This is a genomic window from Shewanella sp. MMG014 (assembly GCF_018100775.1).
In the GTDB taxonomy this organism is placed as follows: domain Bacteria; phylum Pseudomonadota; class Gammaproteobacteria; order Enterobacterales; family Shewanellaceae; genus Shewanella; species Shewanella japonica.
In genome coordinates, this window is the sequence record NZ_JAGJDZ010000010.1 from 22,902 (window position 1) to 37,404 (window position 14,503).

Here is a 14,503-nt window from a genome sequence, read left to right on the forward strand (position 1 = left end):
GTTTTAGGTTAACGCTCATGTTTACACTAGCCTTCTAGCTTGCTGCGATCTCTTACTGCACCTTTATCGGCACTGGTTGCCAATAATGCATAAGCTTTGAGTGCTAATGACACATAACGCTCGCGAGCTAGTGGTTTCCAGGCTTGTAGCCCTTTGGCTTCCATCGCTGCTTTACGCTGCGCTAATACACCATCAGATACCGCGAGTTTGATCGAGCGTGAAGGAATATCAATTTCTATTTGGTCGCCATTCTCAACCAAGGCAATGGTGCCACCCGCAGCTGCTTCAGGAGAAATATGACCGATAGATAATCCTGACGTCCCACCAGAGAATCGGCCATCAGTAATCAATGCACAGGCTTTACCTAAACCTCGAGATTTAAGGTATGTGGTTGGATACAGCATTTCTTGCATGCCTGGGCCACCTTTAGGACCTTCATAGCGGATAACAACCACATCACCAGCAACCACTTCGCCACCTAAAATGCCCTCAACAGCATCATCTTGGCTTTCATAAATACGTGCCGTCCCAACAAAAGTCAGGTTTTCTTCATCCACACCGGCCGTTTTAACAATACAGCCATTCTCAGCAACGTTGCCTGACAACACAGCGAGTCCACCTTCTTGGCTAAAGGCGTTTTCACGAGTACGAATACACCCTTCTTGACGGTCATCATCCACACTATCCCAATAACAGTCTTGGCTAAATGCAGTTTGTGTTGGAATGCCTGCTGGACCTGCACTATAAAAGCGGCGAATCGTTTCATCTTGAGTTTGGGCAATATCATACTTTGCTAGAACAGACTTTAAATTGCCGCCATTATCAGCAGCAACATGCGGCACATCCGTATGCAGTAAGCCAGCTCTATCGAGCTCACCTAGAATGCCCATGACACCACCCGCACGATGCACATCTTCCATATGATATTTAGGTGTAGAAGGCGCAACCTTACATAAATGAGGCACAAGGCGTGACATTCTATCGATGTCAGCCATCGTAAAGTCCACTTCACCTTCTTGAGCCGCTGCAATCAAATGTAAAACGGTATTAGATGAACCGCCCATCGCAATATCGAGTGCCATAGCGTTTTCAAATGATTTAAAAGACGCAATATTACGAGGTAATACGCTGTCATCATCGTCACGGTAATAGCGTGTCGCAAGATCCATAATACGGCGACCTGCTTCTAAAAATAAATTACGACGTGCCGCATGCGTTGCTAAAAGAGAACCATTACCTGGTAAAGATAAGCCGAGGGCTTCGGTTAAACAATTCATCGAGTTAGCAGTAAACATGCCTGAACATGAACCACATGTAGGACAAGCACTACGCTCAATTTGCTTACTGTCTTCATCACTGACATTGGTATCAGCACCTGCAACCATAGCATCAACTAAATCAAGCTTGATGATTTGATCTGAAAGCTTAGTTTTACCCGCTTCCATCGGGCCACCTGATACAAATATCACCGGGATATTCAATCTTAATGCCGCCATCAACATACCAGGAGTGATTTTGTCACAGTTAGAAATACACACTAAGGCATCGGCGCAATGGGCATTCACCATGTATTCAACACTGTCGGCAATTAGTTCACGAGACGGTAAGCTGTAAAGCATGCCACCGTGACCCATTGCGATACCATCATCAACTGCGATGGTGTTAAATTCTTTAGCAATACCACCAGCCTCTTCAATCGCGCCAGCTACTAATTGCCCCATGTCTTTTAAATGCACATGACCTGGAACAAATTGGGTAAATGAATTCGAGATCGCAATAATCGGCTTACCGAAGTCTTTTTCTTTTACACCCGTCGCTCGCCAAAGTGCACGTGCGCCAGCCATGTTACGACCTTCGGTACTGGTTGCTGAACGTAGTTTAGGCATTGTCTTTTCCTTCCTGTGTCGCTTTACTGGGATGAAGCCATCAGTAAAACCTTAAAAATATTCATTATGAGTTATTGTTGTGTATATCAGTCTTATATTGACTGCTTAACGATGCTTAAATCGCTTAGTCTGATACGACTAATGGCTCTAACCAGCCCCATTTATCTTCAGTTTCTCCGTTAAATAAACCAAAGAAAGACTGTTGAACTTGCTGGGTAACGGCACCACGCTTTCCTGAGCCAACTTCAATTCTATCGACACTTCTGACTGGAACAATTTCAGCCGCTGTTCCTGTCATGAAAATTTCATCTGCTACGTATAAAAACTCTCGTGCCATGGCTTCTTCAATAACCTCGTAGCCTAAGTCTCTTGCCAACACCATGATGGTGTCTCGGGTAATGCCTTTCAAAATAGCAGCGGTAGCCGGCGGGGTATAAATCTTATTATTTTTAACAACAAAAAGATTAGCCCCTGCACCTTCACTCACTAAGCCATTGGTATCAAGTGCAATACCTTCATCAAAGCCATTACGTTTAGCTTCTGTCGAAATTTGTAATGATGATAGGTAATTACCACCAGCTTTAGCGCCAGTCGGAATCGTATTTGGTGCTAAACGTTGCCATGAAGTAACGGCTACATCAACGCCAGCATCCATACTATCAGCTCCTAGGTACGCTCCCCACTCAAATGCTGCTACCACTAATTCACATTGTGCATCGCTAGGCGGTGTTATCCCCATTCCGACATTTCCCATAAAGATAAGCGGGCGAATGTAGGCACTTTGCAGATTATTCTTAAGGACGGAGTCACTGCACGCTTGCATGACTTGCTCAAAATCATATGGCACATTCATGCGATAAATTTTGGCTGAATCAAATAAACGCTGTACATGATCGGTTAACCGGAATCCTGCCGGGCCAAGGTGCGTATCGTAAATACGAATGCCTTCAAAGACAGACGTGCCGTAATGCATTGCGTGTGTCATCACGTGTACCGTAGCATTTTGCCAAGGCATGATTTCACCATTAAACCATATCAGTTCTGATTGAGTCGCAGCCATTTTCTTTCCCTTCTATCGAATATTGATGAAATGCATTAAGCAGTTGCGCAAGTAGAAGCCGTTTGAGGCTTAGATGGCATAACCACTTGGCAATTAATCACATCAAATAATTTACCTAATTGATGCGTTAATAATTCAATGACTCTGTCACTATTAACGGTAAAGTTAACCTTAAACTCACCCGATTCTGTGACTGTCATGTTCAGTTCACTGATTGTAAAACCACGATGACGAGTTACTCGTAATACTCGTTCTAACACTTCAGGTTGCGGCGATAGCAACAGCTCTATTGAATGCATCATGTTTGCTTCTCCATTTGGTCCATCATGTCACTATTGCACGCTCCTGGCGGCACTAAAGGCCAGACATTAAATGCATCATCAATGGCTACATGCAGCATAAAAGGTCCAGGTGCAGCAAGCATTTCATCGAGTGCAGCTTCTACTTCTTCTGCACGATGTATGGTGCGGCCCGGAATATCAAATGCCGATGCCATTAACACAAAATCAGGATTGTCAGATAAATCGGTTTCACTATATCGCTGCTCAAAAAACAATTGCTGCCATTGCTTCACCATGCCTAACTTTTGGTTATCGATAAGCAAAATTTTCACTGGTAACTTGCGGCGCTTAATGGTTGTCAGCTCTTGCACATTCATCATGAATGAGCCATCACCCGATACCGTCACGACTGTTGCATCTGGGCGGGCAACTTGTGCACCAATTGCTGCTGGCAAGCCAAATCCCATTGTGCCAAGACCAGCACTAGACAAGTGATCTTCTGGACGGCGGAACCACATATGCTGAGCTACCCACATTTGATGCTGACCGACATCACAACTCACAACACTGTCTTCAGGTAATTTATTCGCTAAGCGGCGTAACATTGCTGGCGCATAGATTAAATCGCCAGGATGTTGATAATCCCATTGATGCTCACGATAAAGCTCTTCCACCTCTTGTTGCCACTGTGCTAACTCATGTGATTTAAGTTCAAGTGAGTTAGACAATGCGGGTAATACTTGACGAAAATCAGCTGAAATAGCCACATCCGCTTGGCGTAATTTATTGATTTCAGCGATATCAATATCTAGATGCAGCACCTTAGCGTTACCTGCAAACGTAGCTAAACGTCCGGTAACACGGTCATCAAAGCGCGCACCGACCACTATCAATAAATCACAGTTTTGCACTGCGAGGTTAGCGGCTTTGCCGCCGTGCATACCTAACATACCCAAATAGCCTTTGGTGCCGTGCTCAATCGCCCCCAAGCCCTTTAAGGTTGCAACCGAAGGTATGCCTGTTTCATTGATAAATTGACGCAAATGATCAACTGCGCCAGCCATACCAACACCACCACCAACATAAAGGATAGGTTTACTCGCTTGTTGTAATAGTGCTCGTGCTGCCTCGATATCGGTTAATACTGGAGCAGGCTCTTCAACCACTGAAAGTAGAGGTGTTTTATATTCAAGCTCAGCGATTTGAATATCTTTTGGGATATCAACCAATACAGGGCCTGGACGACCAGATGCAGCGATTTCAAACGCTTTATAAAGTGTAGGAATTAATTCATTAATGTCTGTCACCATAAAGCTGTGTTTGGTGCATGACAGCGACATCCCGAGTACATCTATTTCTTGAAAAGCATCGGTTCCAATTACAGCGGTAGAGACTTGCCCCGTTATCGCAACCACAGGGACGGAATCGAGTAAGGCGTCCGACAATGACGTTATCAAGTTCGTCGCACCAGGCCCTGATGTTGCAAAGCACACGCCTGTTTTGCCACTGGCTCTGGCATAGCCTACAGCCGCAAAGGCCGCGCCTTGTTCATGACGACTCAGTAAGTGCTCAACAGGATGACCATATAGCGCATCATAAATCGGCATGATTGCCCCACCAGGGTAACCAAAAATCGTCGTCACACCATGTGCCGCTAATACTTTGATAACGGCATCGGCGCCGCGCATTGTCTGTCCTGATTCCATATTGATAGTCTCGTATTTCATCTGCATTTACTGAGCTAAGGTCAGTGCGTCTGATAAATCGTTATTGCCACTTATTGGCTCTCATTTAACCTTGCTTATGTGAAACAAAATAAACCCTAGAAAACAAAAAACCCCCGGTCCTTTCGGAGCGGGGGTTTTGCAAATTCTGACGATTAACTCTGTCTCTTTGCCAAACGCCACCCCCGCGGTGACTTAATAATCACGACGGTAATAATCACAATAATGAGCTGGGCAGCTTGGTTAAACATGGTTAACTGATTCCTAAAAAATAATTGTTTATTTTTGTTGAGTCAGGCTCCGTGCCGGACTTGTTTATAATTTATCATCTATAGGAGTACCATAAAGTGATTTATAAACACAACAAAAAATCATGTGTTGTAAAAAAAATTCAGCTTCCCTGCCGAGACAATGCAAACAACAACAAAATCTAAAGCTATGATGATTAGGACATAATCCGTCTTTATCATCCTAATTTTCTATAGATTGTTTCTTCTACGCATTCAGCAAATGGTAGATAGATGCCTGCTCGATAGCTTAGCTGAACAGGTATTTCACAACACAATCAACAAATATTAGCTAGCTTCAACAATACCTTTCATGTCAGTCATGTAACCGCGTAACTCTGCACCAATGAACTCAACATCGGTATGACGAATCGCTTCATTTACTTCAATCAAACGCTTGTTATCAACACTGTTTGAGCCTTCTTTTAGACCAGCTCCTAACAATTCTGAAGACATGCCAGCTACATAGTCACGTAATAATCGCACTGCAGCATGGTTAAATAGGTAACAACCGTATTCAGCAGTATCAGAAATAACCACGTTCATTTCATATAAACGTTTACGTGCAATGGTGTTGGCAATAAGAGGCGTTTCATGCAGTGACTCATAGTAAGCCGACTCTTCGATAATGCCCGCAGCAACCATAGTATCGAACGCTAATTCAACACCTGCTTTGATCATAGCAACTAAGAAAATGCCTTTATCAAAGTAAGTTTGCTCGTCGATATACTCATCAGATGCCGGTGCATTTTCAAATGCTGTTTCGTTGGTTTCAGATCTCCAACGCAGTAAATTTGCATCGTCATTAGCCCAGTCTTCCATCATGGTGCGAGAAAACTCACCACTGATAATGTCATCCATGTGCTTTTCAAATAACGGCTTAAGAATCACTTTTAGTTCTTCAGCAACTTCAAACGCTTTCACTTTGGCAGGATTCGATAAACGATCCATCATGTTCGTGATGCCGCCATGTTTCAGCGCTTCGGTTACTGTTTCCCAACCTTGTTGGATTAACTTACCCGCGTAACCTGGCTCAACACCATCAGCAACCATTTTCTCGTAACCAAGGATTGCACCAGTCTGCAACATGCCACAAAGGATGGTTTGCTCGCCCATTAAGTCAGACTTAACTTCGGCAACAAATGAAGATAACAACACACCAGCTCTGTCGCCACCTGTTGCACTTGCATATGCTTTCGCAATGGCAAGACCATCACCTTTAGGATCATTCTCAGGGTGAACAGCAATCAATGTCGGCACACCAAAACCACGTTTGTATTCTTCACGAACTTCAGTACCAGGACATTTAGGCGCTACCATCACAACGGTGATATCTGAGCGAACCTGCATACCTTCTTCAACGATGTTAAAACCATGAGAATATGACAAGGTTGAACCTTGCTTCATTAATGGCATAACTGCGTTAACAACATTTGAATGCTGTTTATCTGGAGTTAGATTTAATACCAAATCAGCATCAGGAATAAGTTCTTCAAATGTACCGACTTTAAAGCCGTTATCAGTCGCTTGTTTCCAAGAAGCACGCTTTTCAGCAATCGCTTGTGGGCGAAGTGCAAATGAAATATTCAGTCCAGAGTCACGCATATTGAGACCTTGGTTCAGGCCCTGTGCCCCACAACCTAAAATCACAATGTTCCAATCTTTAATAAAATTACAACCGTCATTAAACTCATTACGGTCCATAAAGCGGCATTGAGCTAATTGAGCTAATTGTTGACGTAAATTCAGAGAGTTAAAATAGTTAGCCATCTGAGATACCACCTTTAATTCAGAAATTTGAGACACAACATTTTGGCAATCTCACGGCACAAAAGTTGTGATTGGGATCACTATAGCGTAAGCTGCTCATTGCTTAAAATGATATATTCGGGATGCTATATTGCATTTTATGCAACACTAAAAATGAGCCATTTCATACTGTTTTTTTACTCATTTATTTAAGGTTGATTCATGGATATTCGTGCGTTAAAACTGTACTTACACCTATGTGATAGTCTGCATTTTGGTAAAACTGCAGAACAAACCCATGTGAGTCCATCTACGCTCAGTCGAGCGATGCAGCGATTAGAAGAAGAGGTGGGCTGCAAATTATTTGAACGAGATAACCGCAGTGTCAGTATGACCCATGCGGGAACTGAATTTAGGCGTTTTGCAGAACAAACCTTATCCGAATGGCTCAACCTGAAAGGTCGAATTGACCCGGACCAACCTCTACTGCACGGACGGATCAATTTATATTGTTCAGTTACAGCAGCATACAGCCACCTTCCAGCCTTGTTAGATCGATTTAGACGTGAACATCCTATGGTAGAAATCACCCTTAATACAGGTGATGCAGCTAATGCTGTAGATGAAATTCAGCATAACCGCGCTGATATTGCCATCATCGCCTTACCTGATTCATTGCCGAGTAGTCTCCACTTTGCAGAAATTGATCAAGTGCCTTTGCATGTTTACGCTCCGACAATTAATTGCCAAGTACAGCAAATGGTTAATACCGTTCCCATTGATTGGGCAAAATTACCCTTCATTGTGCCGGATCATGGCCCTGGGCGACGTCGAGCTGACAACTGGTTTAAAGCAATGGGATTCAAACCTAATATTTATGCTCAAGTATCAGGTCAAGAAGCGATAACTTCTATGGTGGCGTTAGGGTGTGGTGTCAGTATCAGCCCAGAAGCTGTTGTTGAAAATAGTCCAGTAAGAGAACGACTGGTTAAATTAGATACACAGCAAAATATTGCCCCATTTCAGCTTGGCTGTTGTTGTAAACAAAAACGCACCCACGAACCCATTTTACATGCCTTTTTAGAGGTCATTTAATCACTTAGGTTATTGATTTAGAGTTGAAGACGCTGCGCTAATTGACACTGCATACCGCTTTGACTTCTTGCTCAAGGATTTGGTGCCATTGATTGTTAACAATCATACGAAATAAAGGGCATTCAAGTGTTAAGTGACGATAAAAATTATGTTCAAGGCATAGGTCAAACGTTTGTTTTTGCTGATGACGAGCAATATTCAGCCCCACCACACCTGCTAATAAAAATGAGCCTCCTCCTATCGCATTGACGTCACCATTTTTAAGTAACTCATATGACAAGACCGAAGGGTTAATCGCCAATACTTTAATATCTTCACCCGGTTTTCGGTGGGTTTCTTTTAAGGCTTTAACGACCCCAACTGCCATTTCATCATTGCCAATCCATAAGCCGTCTACCCCAGGAAAACGATTCAGCAATATATGCGTTTGTTCGTAGGCTTTATTGGCTTGCCAATCTGCATAAACGACCAGCTCCAATACGGTATTCAAATGCAGGTTAAAATACCCCTCCATTCCTTGTGTGCGTAGTAGCGATGTTTCCCTTACATCATCTCCCGCTACAGCCACCACATGTGCGGGCGTAGTCGTAAATAATTGAGTTAATGCTGCAGCAGACTCACGACCAATATGATAATTATCTTCAATAACTGCAGGTAATAAGTACTTTTTCCAGTGGGGATCGTTCATTAACTGCAACCTAAGTGGCTGCTCAATATCATTAATCATAAAAATAATGTGGACGGGTTTTTGGTAAAAAGTATCAAGCACTTTTTTAGCAACATCTTTATCGTTAACCATGACAAGATAGTCCGGTAAAGATGCATGATTAGAAATTTCAACCGCCTGATTTAACATCAGATTACGATCACGATTTGAATGTAAAACCGTTAAATTAAAATCTTGATCTTGCGCTGTAACTTGCATGACATTATCGATATGGTGCCAAAATGAATCATCGGCTGCACCGGGATTTAAAAACACGACATTAGTACTCGCCAGCACTGAATTTGAAAGCATGAATAACATAAAAATGAGCAAAGCTCGCATAGTGACATGTCCTTTTTCAACTAATACCTATCGCAGTTATCTGAATAAAGCATAGTCTAACGGCATACAACACAGCCTAACTGTATATAACATAGTCTGTTTGAGTAATGATTCGCCTCCGCAAACTAAAGCTTGAATGTCATTTAACTTAATTATGTCTGTAAATAGCACACCTTGCGTGATTAAGTTCTGTGAGAAAGCTTACTTACCATGCAATATGCTACTGATAACAACCAACCCGCCAAAACCGCTTATTGTGACTCAGTGTAATTCACAAAATAAAGCGACAAAAATATGATTAAAAATATTGATTTATATCACTTTTAACGTTTTAATAACCAGCTCAATTCCAACGGAAGGAAATCTAAATGAGTACCATAGACTCATCACAAGGCAGTACCGCCTCTACAGCTTCGACATCAACAATATCTTCAGACACATCAACAACCAGTACTCCATTTAAATTTCACGGTATTGGCGGTGAATTTTTTGGTATTTGGATAGTCAACGTTTTACTCACCATGGTGACATTCGGCATTTACTCAGCCTGGGCCAAAGTGAGAACCAATAATTACTTTTACGGAAATACTGAATTAGGCGGCGACAGATTCGAATACCTTGCCAAGCCAATGCAAATCTTAATTGGCCGAATTATTGCCGTATTCCTATTGATTACATGGTCAGTGCTCAGTAGCACTATGCCTCCTGTCGCTGTCGCATTAGCCATCATATTCATGTTAGCAGTACCATTTCTAGCCGTTAGAAATGCCCGTTTTGATGCTCGTATGACACGTTTTCGCAATGTTAGGTTTGATTTTGCTGGCTCTTATGGCGGTGCATATATCAATCTACTGCTAAAACCCATTGCGGCATATATTATTGTTGTCGCCGGTGGATTTGGTATTGGTGTTGTGACAAGGTTAATGACAGATAACCCCATTGCTATCGGCATTGCAATTACCGCAGGCGTGGTATTTTTCTTTGTTGCTGCTATTTATTCTTACGCTTGGGTTAGCGCTGGAATGGCACAATACTTAATCAATGGTTATCGCTATGGTGATAAGGCATTTAATGCCAAACTTGAAATCAATCAGTATGCCAAAATTGCCGTCACCGCCATTGGGTTATTCTTCGGTGCAGGCTTACTTTTTTCAGTTTTTGCATTTGCTTTTGGCATGATGGGGTCGATTGTTGAGCTAATTCAAAGTGGCGCCTCTGAAGAAGCATTTAAAAATAATGCTTCGTTGATAGGCATGGTGTTCTTCGGATACTTCTTCATGTTTATTCTATCAATGCTCATCGCAGCCTATGTTCAAGTCTGTGTTCGCAATTATGTCTTTAGCCAAACATCTATTAATGATGACTTACAAATGACATCGACAATGAAAACCTCAAGTTTCTTATTCTTAGTTGTCACTAATCTACTGCTTGTTATGTTCACCTTTGGCATGGGTAAAGCTTGGGCTGATGTCCGTTTTGCTAAGTACATGGCAGAAGTCACTGCAGTTGAAGGAAACTTAGATGCTTTCACAGCTCATGACCATAATGAGCAAAGTAGCACCGCTGTAGCAGATGAAGTGGCAGATGCCTTTGATATTAATATTGGCATAGTTTAGCAATGCCAAGGTTTGCTGGAATAAAGCTGTGATAGAACAAGTTAATGGGCATATTCTTGCCCCTAAACAAGCCACAAAATACCCAGCAACATTAGTGCTGGGTAAAAATGGAATGCTGACATTGTCCTCTGACGTTCACCGAGGGCAATTTCAACTAGACCAAACCACTGTTACAGATCCTATAGGTAATATGGCTCGTCATATCACGTTTTCCAGCGGACATGTTTTTGTTTCAACAGATCCTCAACAGCTTAATCAATGGCTCAACATTCACGCTAAAAAAAGCTGGATAGCCCAGCTAGAAAAAAACCTTGGACTGATTATTATTGCAACCTTGGTTTCACTCGCTGCACTGTATTTTATTGTTGTGCATGGCATACCTGCAGCTTCTAAAACCATCGCCCACTTATTACCGGATGCCGTAGTGGAAGAAGTCGGTGAGCAAACGTTCAGCTTAGTGGAGTCCATGGGATTCACCGAAAGCCAAATCAAGCCACAAAGACAAGTTGAACTGCAGCAGTTATTTCAGCAGACATTAGATAAACTGCATCAAGAGCAAATAGTATTTTCAATCCAACCTTCTTTGTTAATCTATAACAGCAAAGATGGTGCTAATGCTTTTGCACTCGCAGACGGTCAAATTATATTAACGGATGACATGATTAACCTCGCGAAAAACGACCAACAACTTGAAGCGGTTATTTTGCATGAGCTGGGTCATGTTCATCACAGGCATGTACTCACAACGTTAATACAGTCATCAATCCTCTCTGTTGGCGCTGCGCTAATTGTCGGTGATGCCAGCGGGATCTCGGATATGCTTGTCAGTGTCACGGTATTAGGGACCAGCTTAACCTATTCTCGAAATCATGAACGAGAAGCCGACCAGTTTGCAGCATTGCAACTTCAAACTTGGTACAAAAATACCGACTCTATCGTCGAGCTATACCAGTTATTGCAAGCTGAGCATAATCTCGACATACCAGACTGGGCCAGTACTCACCCCGACATTGATGAACGCATCAAAACCTTACGCTCTGATTCTATTCAATAAATACTCATCCTAACCCACTTATTTTTGTTATAGGTGGGGTTTGACTACAGCGATTTATTTACCTGCTACACTTAATGGGCTTAATAACCTCATTAAATGTCATTAAATATCTGTAAACGAAAAACAAAAGGATTTGTTTATGGCGATTGCCTGCGTTGTCACACGTGCTTGCTGCGGCGTTGAAGCCCCTAAAGTCACAGTCGAAGTTCACCTAAGTAATGGATTACCTGCTTTTAATTTAGTCGGATTACCAGAAACCTCAGTAAAAGAAGCCCGTGAACGGGTTAGAAGCGCATTAATCAACGCCGGCTTTGAGTTTCCCATGCAGCGCATTACCGTTAACCTCGCTCCAGCCGATCTCCCCAAACAAGGAGGTCGATATGACTTGCCCATTGCAATCGGTATTTTAGCGGCTTCAGGCCAAGTGCCGTCGGATAAATTGGCTCACAGTGAATTTATTGGAGAGCTGGCGTTATCGGGAGAGGTTCGTCCATGTATTGGCATACTGCCAGCAATCATTGCAGCCAAAAACCAACAACATCAATTGTTTATCCCTTTAGAAAACAGACGAGAAGCAGAGTTAGTCGGCTTTGAGCAAACTCACTTTGTTGCCCATTTACAACACCTTGCCGCCTTTATGCATGGTCAAGCTCAACTACCACTTGTTGACCAGCAACCGCAATGGTTTGAAGATGAAGCAACAGGCCCGCAGTTATGCTTAAGCGAAGTCATAGGCCAATATCAGGCCAAGCAAGGGTTAGAAATCGCTGCAGCAGGTGGGCACAACACTTTATTTTTAGGCCCTCCCGGCACCGGCAAAAGTATGCTCGCTAACCGAATCATTCCGCTATTGCCCAAGCTCAGCTATGAAGAAGCGATTGATGTTGCCGCTATTCATTCTGTCGCAGGGTTAAACATCAAACCAAACGCTTTTCTTGAACGTCCCTTTAGAGCACCACACCACACATGCTCATCAATTTCATTAGTTGGCGGTGGCAGCATCCCAAAGCCAGGTGAGATATCACTAGCCCATAGAGGAATATTGTTTTTAGATGAAATAGCCGAGTTTCCACGTAAAGTATTAGATTGCCTACGTGAACCTATGGAGTCTGGCGAAGTCGTCATTTCTCGCGCAGCAGCAAAAGTAAAATTCTCGAGTCGTTTTCAACTGATTGCAGCCATGAACCCAAGCCCTTGTGGCGATGTAGATAATGCCCGCTCAACCCCCGACCAAATTCAGCGTTATCTATCTAAACTTTCAGGTCCATTTTTAGACCGTTTTGATTTAACAATCGAAGTCCCTAAACTGCCAGCAGGCACTCTCACCCAACCCCAGCAAACGGCTGAAAGCAGTGAAAGTATTGCCAAAAGGGTCAATCAAGCAAGACAGATACAGTTATCACGCGCAGGTTTGCTCAACAGTGAACTGTCCCCTTCACTGTTAAAACAGCATTTAAACATGAACCAAGCTGACTTAGAGTTTTTAGACGCAAGTGTGCAGCAGCTCGGTTTATCTGTGAGAAGCTTTCATCGGATCCAGCGGGTTGCTCGAACCATCGCAGACCTACAACAATCCAAAACAACTGAAAGACGTCATATTGCTCAAGCATTAGGATATCGAGCTATGGATAGATTGATGCATCGATTGAGTCAGCAGTGAGTACGAACAATCATCATAGTAAGTCAATGATACAGACTTAACAGCGTGTAATTTTTGCGTAAAAATTGCGATATTATTGTCCTTCGGATTGAGCCAAATCATTTCACGGAGTAACATAAGCCTCCATTCACAGGAGAGCTAGATGCCGCTGTTTGCAAAAATTAAAGGATCGATAGCATTTATTTGCTATGTAATAAATACCGTATTCTGGGTAATACCTATACTTATATTTAGTATATTCAAAGTGTTACCAATAAACATCATTCGTAAAATATGCAGTTATATTTTAGATAACTGTGCCAGTGCGTGGATCACTGTTAACGGTGTGATTGAGTCAATATTGCACCCAACGAAGATAAGGTTAACTGGCGATAGTCAGTTTTCAGAAAAAGAATGGTATATGGTCATTGCCAACCACCAATCTTGGGTCGACATCTTAATTTTACAACGAGTATTTAACCGCAAAATTCCTTTTTTGAAATTTTTCTTAAAGCAGCAACTCATTTATGTTCCAGTGTTAGGGCTAGCTTGGTGGGCGTTAGATTTCCCTTTTATGCGCCGTTATTCCACAGCACAACTTAAAAAGAACCCTAAACTTAAAGGGAAAGATATTGAGATAACTCGCAAGTCATGTGAAAAATTCAAGCATAAGCCTGTGAGTGTAATGAACTTTGTCGAGGGAACTCGCTTTCATCCTGGCAAACATACAAAACAAGCCTCACCGTATCGTCATTTATTAAAACCTAAAGCAGGCGGAATGGCATTTGCCCTTGACGCAATGGGCAGCCAGATTAATAAATTAGTCAATGTCACCATTTATTATCCTGATAAAATACCTTCCTATTGGGAATATATTTGTAATGGCCTCGATGAAGTCCATGTTGATATTCAAGTGACGACGATTCCTGACGCAATGCGTGGTGACTACAGTAAAGATCGTGAGTTTAAAATTGAGTTCCAAAATCAACTCAATCAACTATGGCTCGAAAAAGATAACAAAATCAGCGAAATGGCTGACAAAATAACTAGAGGTATTTAGCTCC

At 42.5% G+C, this 14,503-nt stretch carries 11 protein-coding genes; 5 read left to right on the top strand and 6 right to left on the bottom strand.

Annotation, left to right across the window (positions count from 1 at the left end):
• Positions 1-26: 26 nt before the first annotated feature.
• The 5 genes from ilvD to ilvC all read right to left on the bottom strand — a co-directional run bounded on the left by ilvD (position 27) and on the right by ilvC (position 7,008).
• Positions 27-1,886, bottom strand: a complete 1,860-nt coding sequence (ilvD, locus tag J8L86_RS15630; RefSeq protein WP_211030976.1) for a dihydroxy-acid dehydratase — start codon at positions 1,884-1,886, stop codon at positions 27-29.
• Between the two features lie 124 nt (positions 1,887-2,010).
• A complete protein-coding gene (locus J8L86_RS15635) occupies positions 2,011-2,946 on the bottom strand; it encodes a branched-chain amino acid transaminase (RefSeq protein ID WP_211030977.1) in 936 nt (311 codons plus the stop codon).
• Between the two features lie 35 nt (positions 2,947-2,981).
• Positions 2,982-3,248 (bottom strand): acetolactate synthase 2 small subunit, encoded by a 267-nt coding sequence (ilvM, locus tag J8L86_RS15640; RefSeq protein ID WP_080917007.1) that lies wholly within the window; start codon positions 3,246-3,248, stop codon positions 2,982-2,984.
• Positions 3,245-4,933 (bottom strand): acetolactate synthase 2 catalytic subunit, encoded by a 1,689-nt coding sequence (gene ilvG, locus J8L86_RS15645; RefSeq protein ID WP_065108851.1) that lies wholly within the window; start codon positions 4,931-4,933, stop codon positions 3,245-3,247. Before ilvG ends, ilvM begins: the two co-directional genes overlap by 4 nt.
• Before the next feature lie 593 nt (positions 4,934-5,526).
• The gene (gene ilvC, locus J8L86_RS15650) at positions 5,527-7,008 is read right to left on the bottom strand and encodes a ketol-acid reductoisomerase (protein ID WP_211030978.1); all 1,482 of its coding nucleotides are present in this window, start codon (positions 7,006-7,008) and stop codon (positions 5,527-5,529) included.
• Between the two features lie 201 nt (positions 7,009-7,209).
• On the opposite strand from ilvC, the gene ilvY reads away from it, so the two are divergent.
• Positions 7,210-8,082, top strand: a complete 873-nt coding sequence (gene ilvY, locus J8L86_RS15655; protein WP_055026151.1) for an HTH-type transcriptional activator IlvY — start codon at positions 7,210-7,212, stop codon at positions 8,080-8,082.
• A 37-nt stretch (positions 8,083-8,119) separates the two neighbouring features.
• Here the strand turns inward: ilvY and J8L86_RS15660 are convergent, their stop codons facing one another.
• Positions 8,120-9,130 carry a substrate-binding domain-containing protein gene (locus J8L86_RS15660; protein ID WP_065108852.1) on the bottom strand — a complete coding sequence of 337 codons (1,011 nt, stop codon included), beginning with the start codon at positions 9,128-9,130 and terminating at the stop codon, positions 8,120-8,122.
• 368 nt (positions 9,131-9,498) lie between these two features.
• Here J8L86_RS15660 and J8L86_RS15665 point away from each other — a divergent pair, with 368 nt between their 5' ends.
• The 4 genes from J8L86_RS15665 to J8L86_RS15680 all read left to right on the top strand — a co-directional run bounded on the left by J8L86_RS15665 (position 9,499) and on the right by J8L86_RS15680 (position 14,499).
• On the top strand, positions 9,499-10,746 hold the full coding sequence (locus J8L86_RS15665) for a YjgN family protein (protein ID WP_080917011.1): 1,248 nt from the start codon (positions 9,499-9,501) through the stop codon (positions 10,744-10,746).
• A 28-nt stretch (positions 10,747-10,774) separates the two neighbouring features.
• A complete protein-coding gene (locus J8L86_RS21335; RefSeq protein WP_211030979.1) occupies positions 10,775-11,800 on the top strand; it encodes a M48 family metallopeptidase in 1,026 nt (341 codons plus the stop codon).
• 139 nt (positions 11,801-11,939) lie between these two features.
• Entirely contained in the window at positions 11,940-13,460 is a 1,521-nt protein-coding gene (locus J8L86_RS15675; RefSeq protein WP_080917014.1) for a YifB family Mg chelatase-like AAA ATPase, read from the top strand.
• Between the two features lie 142 nt (positions 13,461-13,602).
• Positions 13,603-14,499, top strand: coding sequence for an acyltransferase (locus tag J8L86_RS15680; protein WP_055026156.1), 897 nt, complete (start codon positions 13,603-13,605; stop codon positions 14,497-14,499).
• Positions 14,500-14,503: the final 4 nt, after the last annotated feature.